The organism is Terrabacter sp. P2_E3, from assembly GCF_056403915.1.
In genome coordinates this window covers 75,197-94,652 of the sequence record NZ_JBFUEN010000009.1, presented here as the reverse complement: position 1 = coordinate 94,652, position 19,456 = coordinate 75,197, and the positions used below count along the sequence as shown (strand labels likewise).

Sequence of the window (19,456 nt, the reverse complement as noted above, 5' to 3'; positions counted from 1 at the left end):
CTCGGTCTCTCGTCCGCGGTCAGGCGCTCGGGCGGTTGCGCGTGGCGAGGAAAGTGAGCAGCAGCTGACGTTGCAGCTCGAACATCTCGCGTTCCTCGTCCGGCTCGGCGTGGTCGTAGCCGAGCAGGTGGAGGATGCCGTGCGTCGTGAGCAGCAGCATCTCCTCCATCGGCGCGTGACCGGCATCGAGCGCCTGCTTCGTCGCCACGGACGGGCAGAGCACGATGTCGCCGAGGGTGCCCTCCTCGGGCTCCTGGCCCTCGCGACCCGGTCGCAGCTCGTCCATCGGGAAGCTCATGACATCGGTGGGCCCGGGCAGGTCCATCCACTGCACGTGGAGGACCTCCATGGCGTCCTCGTCGACGAGCTTGATGCAGAGGTCGGCCTGCGCGTGGACCCGCATCTGCTCCATGACGTAGGCGGCGCAGGCCAGCAGCTCGAGCTCGTCGACATCGTGGTCGGTCTCGTTGAGGACGTCGATGCTCACGCGCCGGCCTCCGTGGCGTCACGGCGTCCGCCGTGGTCGTCGCGGTCGTCGCGGTGGTCGCGCCCGTGGTCGTCGCGCTCGGCTCCCCGGTCCGGGGAACGGTCGGAGTTCCGCCGCGACCCACGGTGGTCACGGTGGTCGCCCGATGCGGCCCGGGACCGGGCCCGACGCTCGGCACGCACCTCGTCGCGCTCGTAGGCGTCGACGATGGCGCTGACGAGGCGGTGGCGCACGACGTCGTGCGAGGTCAGCTCGGCGAAATGGACGTCCTCGACGCCCTCGAGGATGTCGCGCACGACCCGCAGACCCGACCGGGTGCCACCCGGGAGGTCGACCTGGGTGATGTCGCCCGTCACGACCATCTTCGAGCCGAAGCCGAGACGCGTGAGGAACATCTTCATCTGCTCGCTCGAGGTGTTCTGGGCCTCGTCGAGGATGATGAACGCGTCGTTGAGCGTGCGACCGCGCATGTACGCGAGCGGGGCCACCTCGATCGTGCCGGACGCCATCAGCCGCGGGATCGTCTCGGGCGAGACCATGTCGTGCAGCGCGTCGTAGAGCGGGCGCAGGTAGGGGTCGATCTTGTCGTTGAGCGTGCCGGGCAGGAAGCCGAGACGCTCGCCGGCCTCGACGGCGGGGCGGGTCAGGATGATGCGGTTGACCTGCTTGGCCTGCAGCGCCGCGACCGCCTTGGCCATCGCGAGGTAGGTCTTGCCGGTGCCGGCGGGGCCGATGCCGAAGACGACGGTGTGCTCGTCGATCGCGTCGACGTAGCGCTTCTGGTTCAGCGTCTTCGGACGGATCGTGCGACCGCGGCTGCTGACGATGTTCATCGTCAGCACGTCGGCCGGGCGCTCGGCCGTCTGCCCGCGCAGCATCGAGATCGACCGCTCGACGGCGTCGCGGTTGAGCGGCTGGCCGGTCGAGACGATCGTCAGCAGCTCGTCGACGAGGGTGTCGATGATCTCGAGCTCACCGGCGGGTCCCGCGAAGGTCATCTCGTTGCCGCGCACGTGGGTGTCGACGAGCGGGAACTGGCGCTCCATGGTGCGCAGCAGCTCGTCGCGGGGACCGAGAAGAGTCACCATGTCGATCGGCGGCGGGATCTGCCGGGTCAGCACCGGCGTGTCACTGCCGCTCTCGGCTCCCACGGGGAGCTGCGTGCCGTCAGGGGCGTCAGGGCCGTCGCTGTCGGATGGTCGAGGTTGCGCGTCATTCATCGTGGTCACGAGTCTACGTGTCGCGGCCCGAGCTCCTCACCACGAATTCCGCAAGGTCCTTGCTCTGCTGCACGCGTGACGGCTCGTGGACGTACATCATGTGGCCGGCCTCGTAGTAGGCGTGCTCGACGTTCGCGAGCCGGTCGGCAGGAAGATGCAGGTGGGCCACCACGTCCTCCGCGGCGAAGTGCGGCGTGGCGCCGTCGTAGTAGCCGTAGGCGATGTGGACCTTGAGGTGCGGGTTCTGGCGCATCGCGCGCTCGAGCTTCGGGGACACGTCGATGGGCCGCCCCTCGAAGTCCTTGAACGACCACGGGTGCACGAGACGCGAGATCTGCTCGTAGTGCAGGTCGCTGACGTAGCCGAGCTCGTCGCGGACGTAGTGGTTCCAGGCCGCGGCGTAGGGGCCGGCGATGGCGTCGTGAGACGGGTCGGCGTCCATGTTCTCGGCGATGGCGGCGGCGGCCGGTCCCGTGAACCGGGCGTCGAGCCGACCCACGGAGAGGCGCTCGTCGCGCAGCAGCTCGGTGAAGTAGCGCCAGTGCTCGATGCGCAGGTCGGCGCGGTCGACGTAGTCCTCGGTCAGCCCCGAGAGCCGGGCCAGGGTCGAGACCGCCTCGGCGCGCTCGGCCTTCGTCAGCCGGTGGCCACGAGAGAGCACCCACGGGTAGTCGCGGGCGGCATACGCCTCCGCCTCCTCGAGGACGGACCGCAGCGAGCGGCGGCCGTGCTTGCCGTGGAAGTGGGCCACGGCGGCATACGTCGGCAGGTAGAGCGCGTGCGCGCGGTCGTTGCGCTGGTTCTCGAAGTCGACCGAGCTGAGGTCGAGGACGCTGCTGATGAGGACGAGCCCGTTGAGGTACATGCCGTAGCGGGACTGGAGGTGCTCGGCGAGCGCCGCGCCGCGGAGGGTGCCGTAGGACTCCCCCGCGACGAACTTGGGCGACATCCAGCGGCCGTTGCGCGAGGTCCAGAGCCGGATCAGCTCGCCGACGGACTCGATGTCCTTCTGGTAGCCGTGGTAGTCCCCCGGCTTGCCGCCCTCGACCGCGCGTGAGTAGCCGGTCGACATGGGGTCGATGAAGACGAGGTCGCTGACCGCGAGGAGCGACTCGGGGTTGTCGACGAGGTCGTACGGGGGCGGCTGGAGGGCGCCCACGTCGCCGCTGACGACGCGGCGCGGACCGAGCAGGCCGAGGTGCAGCCAGACGCTCGAGCTGCCGGGACCACCGTTGAAGGCGAAGGTGACCGGACGCGTGCGCGCATCGGCGTCGTCGAGGACGTAGCTCGTCATCGACAGCTCCGCGCGCGCCTTGTGGCCGCCGAAGGTGCCGTCCTTGTGCTCCTCCTCGCGGAGCACGACCCGCCCTGTCGTCGCGGTGTAGCGCAGCCGACGCCGGCCGATCTTGAGCGTGTGGTGGGTCGTCACGAGGTCGTCGACGGGGTCGACCGGCTTCGCCTCGGCGGCATCGGTCTTGGGCTTCTCGGCCGCCGATCCCGTTGTCGCGTCGGGCTTCTCGTCGATGGCGGAGGTCTCGTCGCTCACACCATCCTCCCCTCGGTGAAGGCCGCGCCGGCGAGCAGGTGGACGTGTGCGTGGAAGACGGTCTGGCCGGCGCCGCTGCCGGTGTTGACGATCATCCGGTGGGCGTCGGTCACGCCCTCCTGCTCCGCGACGCGGGCCGCGAGCCGGAAGACGTCGGTGAGGTCGTCACCGGACGCCGCCGCCAGGGCACCCACCGTCGGCTCGTGGCGCCTCGGCACGACGAGGACGTGGATCGGCGCGGCGGGGCTGATGTCGCGGAAGGCGATCGACCGCTCGCTCTCGGCGACCCGGTCGGACGGGATCTCACCGGCGACGATCTTGCAGAAGAGGCAGTCACTGGGGGTCTGCGAGGTCATGACTGCACCCTAGGCACGACGTGGTCGGCGCGCACCCGTGCGGCCCGGCGCGGCGCTGCTCGCCCGCACGACGAGCTGCGTCGGCACGAGGGTCGTGCCGGTGGTCGGCCCCGTGCCCCGCACCTGGCCGAGCACCTGCTCGACGCAGAGCCGGCCGATCTGCTCGAAGTCCTGGCGCACCGTGGTGAGCGGGGGGATGTATGACGCCGCCTCGGGCACGTCGTCGAACCCGACGACGCTCACCTGCTCAGGGACCCGCAGGCCGCGGTCGTGGAGGGCTCGGAGGAGCCCGAGTGCCATCTGGTCATTGGCGGCGAAAACCGCTGTGCAGGAAGGCTCGTCGGCCAGCCGAAGACCGATCTCATAGCCGGACTCGGGCGTCCAGTCACCGTGCAGCACCCGAGGCACCTCGAGCCCCCTGGCCACGAGCCGCGCCCGCCAGGCATCGCGACGCCGCTGGGCGGCATACGAGCTCTCGGGGCCGGCCACGTGCCACACGGTGCGGTGCCCCAGGTCGAGCAGGTGGTCGGTCGCCGAGGCGGCGCCCGCCGCCTGGTCGGTGTCGACGACGGGGTGACGGTCGCCGGCGTCGTCGGAGTCGGCGACGACGACCTTGAAACCGGGCGGGTAGGGCGCGGGGGCGTCGCTCGCGAGGTGGGTCTCCATGATGGCGACCACGGCGTCGACGGCGAGCTCACCGGCCCGCGTGAAGGCTCCGCGGACGGCGTCCTGGGAGGGGGCGTTGACCGGGATGAGGGTCACCGCGTAGTCGTGCACGGCGGCCGCCGCGACGATGCCCTCCAGCGTGCGCACGTTTCCGGTCGTCGACAGGGTGAACGTCATGACCCCGATGGCGCGGAACGCCCCACGCTTGAGGGCTCGCGCCGCGCTGTTGGGACGGTAGCCGAGCTCCTCCATGGCGCGGAGCACCGTCTGGCGCGTGCTCTCGACGACGCTCGTCTCGCCGTTCGCCACGCGGGACACCGTCTGAGACGAGACGTTGGCGAGGCGCGCCACGTCGGCCATCGACACCGCTCGTCGCTCCCCCACCGTTCCTCCTGCTCGTCCCATTCGTCCTGCTCGCGTATGCCGTCCGCTTCCGACGCCATCCTGCCAGCCGCCGCGAGACGGCCCCTTGACACCCGTACAGCCCGGCTGGGACCGTGTCGGCGGCCGATGTTTGCGCAAACATACGCTCATTCCGGGCGTGGGGTGCGCCTTCACCCCGGACCGCCACCGCCGTCGCTCCAGGAAGGCACCAACCCATGAGACCCGTCCCACCCGCGTCGCCTCGGGCGCCCTGGCGACCGTCACGGTCGCCGTCGGCTCGCTGCTCGCCGGTTCCGTCGCCGTTGCGGCGCCCGCACCGGCCGCTGCTTCCACGACCTCCGCCACGGCCGCCTCCCCCAGCGGCGACGGTGTCACTGTCGTGCGCCTCACCCCCGACCCGTCCTACCAGCAGCCCGCCTTCGAGGGCTGGGGCACGAGCCTCGTGTGGTTCGCCAACGCGACAGGCGACTACCCCGACGCCGTCCGCAACAAGCTCGCCGACCTCGTCTTCGGCAAGGACGGGCTCGCGCTCAACATCGCGCGCTACAACATCGGCGGCGGCAACGCGCCGGACGTCGAGGACTACCTGCGTCCCGGCGGCGCCGTGCAGGGCTGGTGGAAGGCACCGGAGGGCACGACGCGGACCGACGTCGACTGGTGGTCGCCGGACGACGCGGCCGACTGGAACTGGGATGCCGACCAGACCCAGCGCTGGTGGGTCGACCGCATCAAGGGCGGCATCACGAAGTGGGAGACCTTCAGCAACTCCCCGCCATGGTTCATGACCGAGAGCGGCTACGTCTCGGGGAACTACAACGCCGGCCAGGACCAGCTCAAGCGCACGAGCATCGGCGACTTCACGGCATACCTCGTCAAGGTGACCGAGCACCTGGAGGCGGCGCACGGCATCAAGGTCGACACCATCGACCCCTTCAACGAGCCGAACACGAGCTACTGGGGCACCCAGCTCGGCGCCGACGGCCGGCCCACGGGCGGCCGCCAGGAGGGCGCCCACATCGGACCACTGCTGCAGCAGGACGTCGTGCGCTCGCTCGACCAGCGCCTCGCGGGCTCAGGGACAGACGCGAAGATCGCGGCGATGGACGAGACCAACCCCGGGACCTTCGTCACCAACTGGATGAGCTACCCGGCCGACGTCAAGGCCGCCGTGTCGCGGATGAACGTCCACACCTACGGCACCGCCCAGCGGACGGCCGTGCGTGACCTCAGCAAGTCCGACGACAAGCCTCTGTGGATGTCCGAGGTCGAGGGCAGCTGGGGCAACGGCCAGAGCTTCACCTCCATGGAGCCCGGTATCGGCATGGCGCAGCGGATGACCGACGACCTGCGCGAGCTCGAGCCGTCGGCGTGGGTCTTCTGGCAGCCCGTCGAGGACTACGACAACATGAAGCCCGGCGGGGAGAGCGCGGCGGGCGCCAACTGGGGCAGCATCCAGATGCGCTTCGACTGCACGGCCAAGGACACGCTGGCCACCTGCCCCATCTACACGAACCAGAAGTTCAACACCGTGCGCAACTTCACGCACTACATCCGTCCCGGCGACCACGTCGTCAAGGTCGACGACACGAGCACGATCGCCGCGATCCGTCCGGACGCGCGCACCGCGACCCTCGTGCACACGAACGGCTCGACGACAGCGCAGGACCTCGCGATCGACCTCTCGAAGTTCGGCAAGATCGGCCCCAAGGCCAGCGTGACCGCCGTCGTCACCGACGCCGACGGCGCACTCCGGTCGCAGACCCCGGTGGCGGTCGACGGCACCTCGGCCACGGTGCGGGTGCCGGCCCAGTCCGTCACGACCCTCGTCGTCTCCGACGTCCGTGGCGTCGCCACGGACGCGCCGACCTTCCAGGAGGGCCACGTGTACCGCTTCGTCGGCGTCCAGAGCGGGCGCTCCCTCGATGCCGAGCAGACCGGTATCGCGATCCGCACGACGGACACCGCGAGCGCCGACCAGCGCTGGACCGCGACGAAGGTCACGGGCGGCGACACGAACCGTGAGCGCTACCAGCTGCGAGCACTCGACGGTCGTCAGGTCGCCCTGCGATCCGGCGCTCTCGTCCTCGAGGCGGCGCAGACCACGCCGGACGCAACGGCACAGTGGTACCTCTCGACCACGGGCGACGGCACGTGGACGATCTCGAGCGCGACCGGTCCCGGCAACGTCGAGGTGGGCGGACAGGCCACGGCCGACGGCTCGTCCGTGGGGGTCTGGCAGCCGAACGCCGCCGCGAACCAGCGGTGGCGACTCGTCGACGAGACCGTGCGCGGCGTCGCCGACGTCGCGGTCTTCACGATGCCCGGAGTTGCTCCGACCCTTCCCACGGCGGTGACGCCCGACCGCGTCGGCGCCGCGACGGCCGCCCTGCCCGTGACGTGGCGCCCCGTGCCCGCGGTGCGGTGGGCCCGCCCGGGCCAGGTCTTCGTCTTCGGCACGGCCACCGACCCCGCCACCGGGCGGGAGTACGCGGCGCGGGCCGTCGTCACCGTTGACGCCATCTCGTCGACCACGCCGGCCGCGGCACGCACGTACGTCGGCGGCACGCCGGACCTGCCGGCAACCGTCACGGCGACGTCGGACCGCTACGACGTAATGGTCACCCTGCCGGTGGCGTGGGACACGACCGGCGCGGCGTACGACTCGCTCGGCACGGTCACGCTGCCCGGCCGAGCCACCCTGCCCGACGGGTCCACCGCACCGGCCACGGCGGTCGTCACGGTGACCGAGCCGGTCGAGGCCAATGCGGCCCTCGCCCCGGGCACGACGGCCTCGGCCACCTTCACGGAGCCGGGCTACTCCGTGCAGGGCATCGTCAACGGCGTGCTGACCGACAAGGCCTGGTCGAACTGGCGCTCGGGCACCCAGCGTCCCGGCGACACCCTGACGGTCACACTGCCCGGCGCTCGGGACGTCACCCGGGTGACGACCCGCTTCTACCAGGACGGCGGGAACGTCAGCTACGCCCGGACGCTCCACGTCGAGGCGCTCGTCGGCAGCACCTGGACCCCCGTGTCGAGCGAGGTGACGGTGGCTGCGAGCGGACCAGCCGCACCGGTGGTGACGGTGCCGATCACCCCCACACGTACCTCGGCAGTGCGGGTCGTCATGACGGCGGCGAGCTACATGACCGTCAGCGAGGTCGAGGTCCTGGCCAAGGCGGCCGGCTGACCCGACCGGTCGCTCGAACCGCAGGTCCACGGCAGCCCCCGGGCAGCCGTGGACCTGCGGCGCATTCCGGACCCTCACGCCTCCGACGTGTCAACCCTGTGCTCCCGTTGCGCGTCATCTGTCCGTGAGAACGTTGGGTATGCCGGCCGGCCAGCTCAGCGACCCCGCGGCCTCCGGGGCCGCTGGTCGTCCCGCCACGGGCGGTGGTGGGGCTCCCGCCCCGGACGCCGCGGGAGTGGTCACCCCCGGCGGGTCCGAGCTGCCGACCGACCCCGACGTCGCCATCACCGAGCTCTACCACGCGCACTGGCACCGGCTCGTCCGCCTGGCCTGGTTGCTGCTGCGCGACCAGCTGGCAGCGGAGGACGTCGTGCAGGACGCGTTCGTCGCGACGCACCGCAGCTGGTCGGCCATCCGGGACGGCGGCCGCGTCGTCGGCTACCTCCAGACCGCCGTCGTCAACGGGTGCCGGTCGGTGCAGCGGCACACCGTCGTCGTCGACCGCCAGAACGTCCGCGACGCGGGCGCCGCCGACGCCCCGGGTCGAGGCACCCACGGCAGCGCCGAGACCCAGGTGCTCCACACGGCCGACCGCGACGCCGTCCTGGACGCGCTGCGCACCCTGCCCTCCCGGCAGCGGGAGGTGCTCGTGCTGCGCTACTACTCCGACCTCTCCGAGGCCCAGATCGCCCACACCCTCGAGATCTCCCCCGGCGCCGTGAAGACCCACGCCCACCGCGGCCTGACGGCCCTGCGCCGCACCATCGACCCCCTGGAGCTGTCATGAACACCGAGCCGACGCGACCGGGCGAGACGCCCGGCGAGGAGCCGACCCTCATCGGTGCCGGCCTGCGCCCCGTCGAGGACCGGGTGCGCCGCGCCCTCGATGCCGAGGCGCGGTCGATCACCCCGACCGACCGACTCGGCGCGATCCTCGCCGACGCCCATGCGTCGGACGAGTCGTCCTGGGGGGCCGGCGCTGGCCCCCGGTCCCGGCGCAACCGGTGGCTCGTGCCTGCGGTGGCGGCGGCCGCCGCCGTCCTCGTCGCCGGCACCGTCTGGGCCGTGAACCGGCCGTCCGCGCCGACACCGCCGGTCGCCGGGACTCCGACCGCCGTGGCCACCTCGACCGCGCGGGCGTCGACCCCGACCTCGACCGCGCGGGCGTCGACCCCGACCCGGACCGCGCAGCGGCCGACCTCCCCGGCGACGACCGCGCTCCCGCCTCCGGCCACGATGACCGCGAGCGTGCCGGTCTACTACCTCGGCCCGGTCGTGGCCGGCAGCGACCAGCTCCGTCTCTTCCGCGAGTTCGTGTCGACCGGTGTCACGACGCCCGTGACCGGTGAGGCCAGGGCCCTGGCCGCGCTCCGCCTCGCGACGGGCACCCCGCCGAAGGGCTCCTCCTACGCGTTCGCGTGGTCGGGGGTGACCGTGCAGTCGGTGACGATCGGTCCGGGCGCGATCACCGTCCGCCTCTCGTCGGGCACGACCAGCACGGACTCCCTCGCCGCGGAGCAGCTCGGCTGGACCGCACAGGCCGCGGCGGGCACGGCACGGCCCGTCCGCTTCGAGCTCGCCGACGGCGGCAACGAGGTCTCACCGGGCCACCCGGTCTCGGCGTCCTTCACGCGGCCCACCGACCCGATGACGGTCCTCGACCAGGTCGCACCCGTCTGGGTCGACGAGCCGGCCCGGGGCTCCGCCGTCAAGGCCGGCGCACGGCTCACCGTCAAGGGCGTCGCCAGCACGTTCGAGGCCACCGTCGAGTGGGAGCTCCTCCGCGACGGCCAGCGCGTCGACCACGGCTTCACGACGGCTTCGGTGGGTGCCCCGGACCGCGGCACGTACCGGTTCACCACGAAGACGTCGCTGGCGCCCGGCGCCTACGTCGTCCGCGTCTTCGCCAGCAGCGCGAAGGACGGGTCGCCGATCGCGGAGCAGCTCGTCCCCGTGACCGCTCGCTGACCGGACCCGCTCCGCCCCGTTCGAGGTGATCGCGGCACCCAGACCCCTGACGGGATCACCTCGAACCAGAGGGCGTATGCCGTCAGGTCCAGCGGGTGCGTGCGCTGAGGACGGCGAGGGCGGCGGGACCGGCGGACGACGCCCGCAGGATCGTCGACCCGAGCCGGACCGGTCGCGCTCCCGCGGCGCTGAGGGCCTCGATCTCGCGGTCGGTGATGCCACCCTCCGGACCGACGACCACGAGCACGTCGCCCGATGCGGGCAGCTCGACGGACGCGAGCGGCTCGGTGGCGTCCTCGTGGAGCACGAGCGTGAGGGCGGCCTCCCCGACACGGGCCACGAGCGGAGCGAGCCCGATCGCGGGGGACGTCACCGGCACACGCGACCGGCGTGACTGCTTGGTCGCCCGGGCCACCACCGCGGCCCACTTGGCCAGTGACTTGGCGGCGCGGTCTCCGCGCCAGACGACGACGGAGCGCTCCGCCTGCCACGGCACGACCTCGTCGACACCGAGCTCGGTGGCGGCCTCGACGGCCTGCTCGTCGCGGTCGCCCTTGGCGAGGGCCTGGACGAGGACGAGGCGTGGGGCCGGCTCGGCCTCGTCGCTGACCTCGATCACGCGGCCCCGCACCCACGCCCGGTCGACGTCGGTGGCCTCGAGCAGGGCGCGCCGGCCCGCACCGTCGGCGACGAAGTAGCGCTCACCCGGTCGGATGCGCACGACCGTCGCGGCGTGGCGCCCCTCGGCACCGTCGAGGAGCAGGGACGCCCCGACCACGGCGCCGGCGACCTCGGACGGCTCGCCGAGGAAGAGCTGGTGGGTCACCGGGCGCTCACGTGGGGGTCACTTCTCCTTGAAGGCGTCGCGCAGCTTGCCGAACAGCCCCTTGTTGGCGGGGGTGAGGCGACCCTCGTGCCGCTCCTCGCCGCGCAGGGTCGCGAACTGGTGCAGCAGCTCCCGCTGCTCCTCGGTCAGGCGGGTCGGCGTCTGCACCGTGGCGTGCACGAGCAGGTCGCCGCGACCCCCGTGGCGCAGGTGGGTGACGCCGAGGCCGCGCAGGGTCAGCACGTCGCCGCTCTGCGTGCCGGGCTTGATCTCGAGGTCCTGCATGCCGTCGAAGGTGGACAGCTTGAAGCTCGTGCCGAGCGCGGCCGCGGCCATGGGCAGCTCGACGTTGCAGTGCAGGTCGTCACCGCGACGGGTGTAGGTGTCGTGGTTGACGACGCGGATCTCGACGTAGAGGTCGGCCTTGGGCCCGTTGCCGGGGCCGACCTCGCCCTCTCCGGTCAGCTGGATGCGGGTGCCGGTGTCGACGCCCGCGGGCACCTTGAGCTTGAGCGAGCGACGGGTGCGCACGCGGCCGTCACCCGAGCAGTCGTGGCACGGGTCGGTGAGGGTCGAGCCGTAGCCCTGGCAGTTGACGCACGGGCGCGAGGTCATGACCTGGCCGAGGAAGCTCCGCTGGATCTGCTGCACCTCACCGGCGCCCTTGCAGATCTGGCAGGTCTGGCGACCGGTCCCGGGCTCGGCTCCGTCGCCGTCGCAGCGCTTGCAGCCGACCGCGGTGTCGAGCGTCAGCTCCTCCTCGGAGCCGAAGACGGCCTTCGACAGGTCGATGTCGAGGCGCACGAGGGCGTCCTGGCCGCGCTGCACGCGGGCCCGGGGTCCGCGCGTGCCGGCCTGGGCGCCCGCGCCGAAGAAGGCGTCCATGACGTCGCTGAACGAGAAACCCTGTCCCGCACCGAAACCGGCGCCACCGCCCGAGGCGAAGGGGTCGGCGCCCATGTCGAAGGACTGGCGCTTCTGCGGGTCGGAGAGCACGTCGTAGGCCTGCGAGACCCGCTTGAACTCCTCCTCGGCCTCGGCGCCGGGATTCACGTCCGGGTGCAGCTTGCGGGCGAGCCGACGGTAGGCCTTCTTGATCTCCTCCTGGCTCGCGTCGCGCGAGACCCCGAGGACGGCGTAGTAGTCGTTCAAGCTGAGATTCCTTTTGGTACGTGGTGCTTTCGGTTCCGGCGCGGCGCTGCGCCGGCGGACTGGCCGCTGTGCTGCAGGTGGGTCAGGTGGCCTGGTTCTCGTCGAGGATCTCGGAGACGTAGCGCGCGACGGCGCGGACCGAGGCCATCGTCGTGGGGTAGTCCATGCGGGTCGGGCCCAGCACTCCGAGGCTCGCGACGCGCTCGGCACCGGAGCCGTAGCCCATCGACACGAGGGACGTCGACTGGAGCCCGGTCACGGGGTTCTCGGACCCGATGCGCACGGAGACGAGGTCGGGGTCGTCGCCGAGCTGGCCGAGCAGGCGCAGCAGCGTCACGTGCTCCTCGAGGGCCTCGAGGATCGGGCCGATGGTGCGGGGGAAGTCGGTGCCGGCGCGTGCGAGGTTGGCCTGACCGGCGAGGACGACGCGCTCCTCACGCTCCTCGACGAGGGCGTCGCCGAGGGCGGACACCACGGCCTCCATGGCGGCACGGTCGGCCTCGTCGGCCTCGTCGACGAGGCGCCGAAGGCGGGTCGCGGCCACGGTGAACGGCACGCCGGCCGCCACCTCGTTGATGCGCGCGCGGATCGAGGCGACCAGCGCCTCGCCCGTGCCGTCGGAGAGCACGCGGCCCGTGTCGACGACGCGCTGCTCGACGCGCCCGGTGTTGACGATGAGCACGATCATCAGGTGCGAGGACCCCATCGGCACGAGCTCGATGTGGCGCACCGTCGACCGCGTGAGCGAGGGGTACTGCACGACGGCGACCTGACGGGTCAGGCTCGCGAGCAGGCGCACGGTGCGGTCGACGACGTCGTCGAGGTCGACGGCGCCCTCGAGGAACTGGCCGATGGCCCGGCGCTCGCCCGACCCGAGGGGCTTGACGGCGCTCAGCCGGTCGACGAAGACGCGGTAGCCGGCATCGGTGGGCACGCGCCCGGCCGACGTGTGCGGCGCGTGGATGAGGCCCTCCTCCTCGAGCAGGGCCATGTCGTTGCGCACGGTCGCGGCGCTGACGCCGAGGTGGTGGCGCTCGACGAGGGCCCGGCTCCCCACGGGCTCGGAGGTCTGGACGTAGTCCTGCACGATCGCGCGCAGCACCATCAGCCTGCGGTCCTCGCTCATCGCGTCCCCTCCTTCACGGGTCTGGCACTCTCGATCGACGAGTGCCAAGTCTACGTCGTGCCTCGCGGATCTCCGATTTCATCCAACCGTATGCCGTCGGGGCAGCTCCGACCCCGCCCGCGTGGCGGCTGCGTCCGGGTCCACCAAGCGGCATACCCTCCCTAGTCGTGTCCCCCAACGATCGCTACGGATCCGACGTGCTCAGCGGCGACTGGCGTGCCCCGCGCCGCGGCCGGTCGACCCCGACCCCGGCCGAGCCCGACCTCGTCGTCGAGGAGGTCGAGACCGGCTGGGTCGGCGCCGTCGTGCGGGTCGAGAAGGCCGGCGGCATGCACGTCGTCCACCTCGAGGACCGCCGCGGGCGCACCAAGGCCTTCCCCCTCGGCCCGGGCTTCCTCGTCGACGGCGCCCCGGTGACACTCACTCCCCCGCAGGCCGCCGCCGGCGCTGCCCTCGCCGACGCCCGCCGGGCCGCGTCCCGGACCGCGAGCGGCTCGGTCGCCGTCGAGGGAGCGCGAGCGCGCGTCGCGAGCGGGTCGCGGATCTACGTCGAGGGTCGTCACGACGCCGAGCTCGTGGAGAAGGTCTGGGGCGACGACCTGCGCGTCGAGGGCGTCGTCGTCGAACTCATGGACGGCGTCGACGACCTCGCCGGCATCATCTCCGAGTTCCAGCCGGGACCCGGTCGGCGCCTCGGCGTGCTCGTCGACCACCTCGTCCCCGGCACCAAGGAGGCCCGCATCGTCGCGCAGGCCCAGGCGCTCCCGGGCCTGTCCCAGCACGTGCGCATCCTCGGCCACCCCTACGTCGACGTCTGGCAGTCCGTGCGCCCGGAACGGCTCGGCTGGCAGCAGTGGCCGGTCATCCCGCGCGGGACGTCGTGGAAGCACGGCATCTGCGCCGAGCTCGGCTGGGCCCACGCGAGCCAGGCCGACATCGCCAACGCGTGGAAGCGGATCCTCGGCACGGTGCGCACCTACGCCGACCTCGAGCCGACGCTGCTCGCGAGCGTCGAGGAGCTCATCGACTTCGTCACCGAGCCCGGCGCCTGAGCGGCGACGGGCGCCCGGGACGCCGTGGCGGGCAGGGCGCCCAGGTCGCCCAGGTCGCCCAGGTCCCCCAGGTCACTTCTTGAGGTAGCCCTGGACGTCGACGACGAGGTAGGACGCCGCGCTCGTGTGCACCGTGATCGCCCCGTCGGCGCCGACGGGGACGACGACGGCGTTGACCCGGGCGCGGCCCGAGGCCACGGTGACGTTCGCGGGGGTCGGTCGGGTCGTGCCCGAGGCGTACGCCGTCACGGCGGTCGTCGCCGTCGGCGCGATGGGCGTCAGGGTGATCGACACGGCCGCCACCCCGACGGTGGGCACCCCGGCCCGGCCGAGGACGGGCACCGAGACGGTCGAGCCCGCCGCGACGCGCCCCGTCGGGGCACCGAGCCCGATGCGCGTGTCGAGCACTCGTGACGGGGCGAGCGCGACGTGGTCACCGCCCGTCCTGAACCAGCCGACCACGTCGACGAGCAGGTCGGTCTCGGCCGTGGACTGGATGGTCACCTTGCCGCCGGTGCCGATCCGCGACACGACGACGCCCGTCATGGCGGCGTCCGCGTCGTAGCGCACGTGCGCGGTCGTCGGCCGGGTCGTCCCCGTCGGGTATGCCGTCAGCCAGCCGCCCGCGCTGGGCGCGGCCGCCGAGACGGCGAGGACGACGGCCGACGCCCCCGTGCTCGGGACGATGCCGGCGCCGGCCACCGGCAGGTCGACGCTGCCGTTCGCGGGCACGCGCACCTGGGCGGTGCCGAGACCGGTGCGCGTGTCGAGGACACGGGCCGGCGTGACGGAGACGAGGTGCCCCGTCGTGGGGTACCACCCGACGACCTCCGCGACGAGGTGCGCCGCCGCCGAGGTGTAGAGCCGGACCTTGCCGTCGGTGCCGAGCCGGGCCGGGACGAGCTCGCTGATCGTGCCGGCGGCCGGGTAGGTGACGCTGCGGGAGCCGGGCCGGGTCACACCGGACGGGTAGCTCGTGAGGTAGCCGGCCGCGGCGGGCGCGGTGACCGTCACGTTGAGGAACGCGGTGCCGACCCCGCCGCTCGGGACGCCGCCTCGGCCGCTGACCTGCAGGCCGATCGACGTGCCGGCCGCGACCTTGGCGGCCGGAGCCCCGAGGCCGGTGCGGGTGTCGAGCAGCCGGGTGGGGGTCACGGGGCGGTAGACATCGGTGTCGACGACCGTCGCGCCCTGGTCCTTGAGGTGGATGAAGCCGTTGGGCCACTTGCCGCCGGCCCGGGTGACCTTGCGCCACTTGAAGTCGCCACCCCAGTTGTCCTCGGACACGAGGATCTCGTCGGCCGACACCACCTTCTCGACGTAGGCGACGTGTCCCGTCGAGGAGAAGGAGGTGTTCCACCAGGCGACCGAGCCGACGGCAGGGTCGTCGTTGGTCTGGCTCGGGAAGGCCGGACCCCAGTTGTAGGCGTTGCCGGACAAGGTGGCGGGCTTGGTGTTGGGCAGGCCGTTCTTGACAAGGCGGTAGGCGACGTAGTTCGTGCAGTTGTGCCCCGTCGACTGGCGCCAGTAGCTCGTGGCGCTGTTGTCCTTGTAGCCCGAGTTCGGGTAGCCGGCCGCCTGGCACGGGTCGTAGCCGGTGCACAGCACGATCCACTCGGCGGAGCGGGCCGGTCCCGCCCGACCGACCGTCCCGACGGCGCCGAGCAGGAGCGCGACCAGCGCGAGGAGCACGGCGCCGGTGCGCGTCCGTGCGGGACGGCGCCCCCGAGCGGCGGCGGTGCCGGGCCCGGAGAGACGTGGCTCGGCCATGGGGTCGCGCTCGAGTGGCATCGGTGTCTCCCGTGGTCGCCGTGGGTGCTCTCGGCAATCTAGGACAATCGGGCCACACGATCACTGGTTTCCCAGAAATCCCATGCGACACGCGAGAGATCTACGTGACCTCGGACCACTCCTGTGTTAGTGACACGGCTGTCATTTGTGCTGCTGCGGCTCCGAGCGGTCCTCGCGTCGCCGGCGGCCGGGGACGGCGAGGCGGGCGATGACCTGCTCCTTGAGCGAGGTGAAGGGCGGTCGCACCCAGACCGTGGTGTCGGGCCTGGTGGGCAGCGTGAGCACGGCCTTGTCGTGCGAGAAGAGCGCGACGGACCGCTCGCCGTGGTACGCGCCCATGCCGCTGGGCCCCACCCCACCGAAGGGCAGGCCGGGGACGGCGAGGTGCGCGAGGGGGATGTTGAAGCCGAGCGCGCCGGACGAGGTGTCGCGCACGAAGCGCTGACGCACCTCGTCGGAGCTCGTGAAGACGTAGAGCGCCAGCGGCTTGTCACGTCGGTTGACGACGTCGATCGCCGCGTCGAGCCCGTCGACGGCGACGAGAGGCAGGACGGGCCCGAAGATCTCCTCACGCATGACGAGCTCACGCGGGTCGTCCGCGTCGTCGACCTCGACCAGAGTCGGCTCGAGGTAGCGCGTGGACACGTCGGACCGACCGCCGGCAACGACCCTGGCCGGGTCGACGAGAGCGGTGAGCCGCTCGAAGTGGCGCGCGTTGACGATCCGGCCGTAGTCGGCCGATGCCGACGGGTCGTCACCGAACGCCTCTCGGATCGCTTGCCTGAGAAGGGGTTTGAGGGCATCGAGCGTCGAGCGGCTCGCGAGCACGTAGTCGGGCGCCACGCACGTCTGGCCAGCATTGGTGAACTTGCCCCAGACGAGCCGCCGGGCGGTCACCTCGAGGTCGGCATCGTCGGCCACGTAGGCCGGGGACTTGCCCCCGAGCTCGAGCGTCACCGGCGTCAGGTGACGGGCGGCTGCCTCGAGGACGACCCGGCCGACGACTCCGTTGCCGGTGTAGAAGATGTGGTCGAAACGCTCGGCGAGCAGCGCGGTCGTCTCCGGGACCGCACCCTCGACGACGTGGACTGCCGCGGCGTCGAGCTTCAGGGGCAACAGGCGTGCGAGCACCCGCGAGGTGGCGGGGGCGACCTCGCTCGGCTTGAGGACGACGGCGTTGCCGGCGGCGAGCGCGCCCACGAGCGGGGCGAGGCACAGCTGGACCGGGTAGTTCCACGGCGCGATGACGAGGACGACACCGAGCGGCTCCCGCACGACCTTGGCCCGGCCGGGTGCGAGCGAGAGCGGCACCGGCACGCGGCGCGGGGCGGTCCACGACCGAAGGTGGCGCAGCGTGTGGTCGATCTCGCGCACGACGAAGCCGGTCTCGGTGACCCAGGCCTCGGTGGCGCTCTTGCCGAGGTCGGCGTGCAGCGCCTCGGCGAGCTCGTCCTCGTGGTCGACGAGCAGCGAGCGCAGGGCCCGCAGCTGGGCGACGCGCCACTCCCGGGGCTTGGTGACCCCGTCGTCGAAGGCGCGTCGGGCCGCGGCGACGACCTCCGCGGCGTGGGACACCGCTCCGCGGCTCGCGTGGGAGTCCGCCGCGTCACCGGTGGTCGTCGACAGGGTCTCGCTCATCGGGGGCCTTCCTCGTCGAGGGCTCCTCAGGAGGCGAGGAGCCGGTGCACCACCGTGTCCGCGAGCAGGCGCCCGCGCCGGGTCAGGACGAGACGCGAGTCCCGCAGGACGGCCGTGCCGTCGAGCAGTCCGTCGGCGATGAGGCCGGCCACGGCGGTGCGACCCGATCCTCGCAGATCGGAGACCGGCAGTCCCTCGACGAGGCGTGTGCCGAGCAGCACACGCTCGTCGTAGCGCTGGTCGTCGGTGAGCATCTCGCGCGCTTGGGCGGGCGACTCCCCCGCACCCAGCCGGGCGGCATACGCACTGGGGTGCTTGACGTTCCACCAGCGGAGGCCGCCGACGTGGCTGTGGGCGCCCGGCCCGACGCCCCACCAGTTCGTCCCCGACCAGTAGGCGACGTTGTGGCGGCACCGGGTCCGCTCCGAGCGCGCCCAGTTGCTCACCTCGTACCACCCGAACCCGGCGGCGGAGAGCAGCTCGTCGGCGAGCTCGTACTTGTCGGCCTCGTCGTCGTCCTCCGGCGCGGGCACGAGCCCGCGGCGCACCTGGGCCGCGAGCTTGGTGCCGTCCTCGACGACGAGCGCGTAGGCCGAGATGTGGTCGGGCTCGAGGGCGACGGCGGTCTCGAGGCTGCGTCGCCAGTCCTCGAGCGACTCCCCCGGCGTACCGTAGATGAGATCGACGCTGACCTGCATCCCGGCCGCCTTCGTGGCGGCGACGGCTCGCGCGACGTTGTCGGGGTCATGGGTGCGCTCGAGCGTGCGGAGCACGTGGGGCACCGCCGACTGCATCCCGACGGAGACGCGCGTGAAGCCGCCCTCGGCGAGCTCCCGGAGCGAGTCGGGCGTCACGGAGTCGGGGTTGGCCTCGGTCGTGACCTCCGCGTCGGGGGCCAGTCCGAACCGCGTGCGTATGCCGTCCAGCACCGTCACGAGGTCGGCGGACCTCAGCATCGTGGGAGTGCCACCACCGACGAACACCGTTGACACCGCGGGCGCTTCGTCGCCCAGGACCGAACGGGCGAGGTCGAGCTCGTGCAGGGCCGCGTCGGCGTACGTGTCGATGCCGATGCTCGCGCCCGGGCCGCCGAGCTCGGTCAGCGTGTAGGTGTTGAAGTCGCAGTAGCCGCAGCGGACGGTGCAGAACGGCACGTGCACGTAGATGCCGAGGTCGGTGCCCGGGAGGTCGGCCAGGGCCGCGGCGGGCAGCTCACCCGTGCTGGGAGCGGGGTCGCCGTCGGGGAGGGCTGAGGGCGGCATACGTCCATTGTCCCAGCCCGGAAGGCATGTCCCGTCCACTCCGCCGGTCGTACGCTGCCCCCATGCCCGAGGCGCCGTCGTCGCGACGCAGGAACGTGCGGTTCCTCGCGACGGTCGCGCTGGTCGTCGCCGCACTGGCGGTCGCGCTGTACGTCGCCGTCGTCGCACTGCGCGGCGGGGAGCCGGCATCCGCGCCCGCCGCGGACGGCGTCTCGTGCACGGCTCCCCCGCTACCGCCCTCGGCGTTCCCGACCTTCACGGCAGCTCCGGACGCGTCCGTGGCAGCGGGCTCGAGCTGGGTCGCCGACGTCCGCTCGACGTGTGGCGACCTGACGTTCCGCCTCGACGGGAGGCGCGCCCCCAGGAGCGTCGCATCGTTCGTCACGCTGGCCCGGGCGGGCTACTGGACCGACAGCGTCTGCCACCGGCTCACCACGGACCCGGCGCCGACCGCCTTTCTCCAGTGCGGTGACCCGTCAGGACGCAGCACGGCCGAGCCCGGCTACGACCTGCCTCTCGAGAACGTGCCCGCGGATCGGACCTACCGGGTCGGCGACGTCGGGCTGGCCCGGGGGGACGGCTTCCCCGGGACCGCCGGTGAGTTCTTCGTCGTCCACCGCGACTTCACGGTGCCGGCCGGGGCACCGGTCTACTCCCTCATCGGCAGGGTGACGTCGGGGCAGGAGGTCGTGCAGCACATCGCGGGGCTCGGCGGCGAGGACTTCCGGTCGGACGGGCCCCCCTTCACCTCGATCAGCGTGCTCTCCGTCGGAGTGCACGCCGGTTGAACGC

The 19,456-nt window shown here is 72.4% G+C and carries 16 protein-coding genes; 5 read left to right on the top strand and 11 right to left on the bottom strand.

The features are described 5' to 3' along the window. Positions 1–19: 19 nt before the first annotated feature. Genes ybeY through AC1DW8_RS12810 form a run of 5 tightly spaced genes read right to left on the bottom strand, consistent with a single transcriptional unit; the run spans position 20 to position 4,659 of the window. On the bottom strand, positions 20–487 hold the full coding sequence (ybeY, locus tag AC1DW8_RS12830) for an rRNA maturation RNase YbeY (protein ID WP_056824909.1): 468 nt from the start codon (positions 485–487) through the stop codon (positions 20–22). Beyond that, a complete protein-coding gene (locus tag AC1DW8_RS12825; RefSeq protein WP_056825696.1) occupies positions 484–1,707 on the bottom strand; it encodes a PhoH family protein in 1,224 nt (407 codons plus the stop codon). Before AC1DW8_RS12825 ends, ybeY begins: the two co-directional genes overlap by 4 nt. 13 nt (positions 1,708–1,720) lie before the next feature. Then, positions 1,721–3,253 (bottom strand): S10 family peptidase, encoded by a 1,533-nt coding sequence (locus AC1DW8_RS12820; protein ID WP_478094438.1) that lies wholly within the window; start codon positions 3,251–3,253, stop codon positions 1,721–1,723. Beyond that, on the bottom strand, positions 3,250–3,609 hold the full coding sequence (locus AC1DW8_RS12815; RefSeq protein WP_056780126.1) for a histidine triad nucleotide-binding protein: 360 nt from the start codon (positions 3,607–3,609) through the stop codon (positions 3,250–3,252). Before AC1DW8_RS12815 ends, AC1DW8_RS12820 begins: the two co-directional genes overlap by 4 nt. A gap of 9 nt (positions 3,610–3,618) precedes the next feature. Next, on the bottom strand, positions 3,619–4,659 hold the full coding sequence (locus AC1DW8_RS12810) for a LacI family DNA-binding transcriptional regulator (protein ID WP_478094436.1): 1,041 nt from the start codon (positions 4,657–4,659) through the stop codon (positions 3,619–3,621). A 157-nt stretch (positions 4,660–4,816) separates the two neighbouring features. On the opposite strand from AC1DW8_RS12810, the gene AC1DW8_RS12805 reads away from it, so the two are divergent. From AC1DW8_RS12805 to AC1DW8_RS12795, 3 genes are all read left to right on the top strand, one after another. Further along, on the top strand, positions 4,817–7,849 hold the full coding sequence (locus AC1DW8_RS12805; RefSeq protein WP_478094434.1) for a glycoside hydrolase: 3,033 nt from the start codon (positions 4,817–4,819) through the stop codon (positions 7,847–7,849). A 139-nt stretch (positions 7,850–7,988) separates the two neighbouring features. Beyond that, positions 7,989–8,636 carry an RNA polymerase sigma factor gene (locus AC1DW8_RS12800; RefSeq protein WP_235509679.1) on the top strand — a complete coding sequence of 216 codons (648 nt, stop codon included), beginning with the start codon at positions 7,989–7,991 and terminating at the stop codon, positions 8,634–8,636. Next, positions 8,633–9,817 (top strand): Gmad2 immunoglobulin-like domain-containing protein, encoded by a 1,185-nt coding sequence (locus AC1DW8_RS12795; protein ID WP_478094432.1) that lies wholly within the window; start codon positions 8,633–8,635, stop codon positions 9,815–9,817. The genes AC1DW8_RS12800 and AC1DW8_RS12795 overlap by 4 nt, the downstream gene beginning before the upstream one ends. Positions 9,818–9,899: 82 nt before the next feature. Here the strand turns inward: AC1DW8_RS12795 and AC1DW8_RS12790 are convergent, their stop codons facing one another. The 3 genes from AC1DW8_RS12790 to hrcA all read right to left on the bottom strand — a co-directional run bounded on the left by AC1DW8_RS12790 (position 9,900) and on the right by hrcA (position 12,921). Further along, positions 9,900–10,643 carry a 16S rRNA (uracil(1498)-N(3))-methyltransferase gene (locus tag AC1DW8_RS12790; protein ID WP_056780136.1) on the bottom strand — a complete coding sequence of 248 codons (744 nt, stop codon included), beginning with the start codon at positions 10,641–10,643 and terminating at the stop codon, positions 9,900–9,902. A gap of 18 nt (positions 10,644–10,661) precedes the next feature. After that, the gene (gene dnaJ, locus AC1DW8_RS12785) at positions 10,662–11,795 is read right to left on the bottom strand and encodes a molecular chaperone DnaJ (protein WP_020142578.1); all 1,134 of its coding nucleotides are present in this window, start codon (positions 11,793–11,795) and stop codon (positions 10,662–10,664) included. 82 nt (positions 11,796–11,877) lie between these two features. Next, positions 11,878–12,921 carry a heat-inducible transcriptional repressor HrcA gene (gene hrcA, locus AC1DW8_RS12780; protein ID WP_056780141.1) on the bottom strand — a complete coding sequence of 348 codons (1,044 nt, stop codon included), beginning with the start codon at positions 12,919–12,921 and terminating at the stop codon, positions 11,878–11,880. A gap of 167 nt (positions 12,922–13,088) precedes the next feature. On the opposite strand from hrcA, the gene AC1DW8_RS12775 reads away from it, so the two are divergent. Next, the gene (locus AC1DW8_RS12775; protein ID WP_235508610.1) at positions 13,089–13,973 is read left to right on the top strand and encodes a DUF3097 domain-containing protein; all 885 of its coding nucleotides are present in this window, start codon (positions 13,089–13,091) and stop codon (positions 13,971–13,973) included. A 72-nt stretch (positions 13,974–14,045) separates the two neighbouring features. On the opposite strand, the gene AC1DW8_RS12770 is transcribed toward AC1DW8_RS12775, so the two are convergent. The 3 genes from AC1DW8_RS12770 to hemW form a co-directional block, all read right to left on the bottom strand. Further along, a complete protein-coding gene (locus tag AC1DW8_RS12770) occupies positions 14,046–15,764 on the bottom strand; it encodes a CHAP domain-containing protein (protein ID WP_478094428.1) in 1,719 nt (572 codons plus the stop codon). A 141-nt stretch (positions 15,765–15,905) separates the two neighbouring features. Beyond that, complete coding sequence (locus AC1DW8_RS12765) at positions 15,906–17,402, bottom strand: aldehyde dehydrogenase family protein (protein WP_478094426.1); 1,497 nt, start codon at positions 17,400–17,402, stop codon at positions 15,906–15,908. A 26-nt stretch (positions 17,403–17,428) separates the two neighbouring features. Beyond that, on the bottom strand, positions 17,429–18,664 hold the full coding sequence (hemW, locus tag AC1DW8_RS12760; protein ID WP_478094424.1) for a radical SAM family heme chaperone HemW: 1,236 nt from the start codon (positions 18,662–18,664) through the stop codon (positions 17,429–17,431). Positions 18,665–18,726: 62 nt separating this feature from the next. On the opposite strand from hemW, the gene AC1DW8_RS12755 reads away from it, so the two are divergent. Further along, entirely contained in the window at positions 18,727–19,452 is a 726-nt protein-coding gene (locus AC1DW8_RS12755; RefSeq protein ID WP_478094422.1) for a peptidylprolyl isomerase, read from the top strand. Positions 19,453–19,456: the final 4 nt, after the last annotated feature.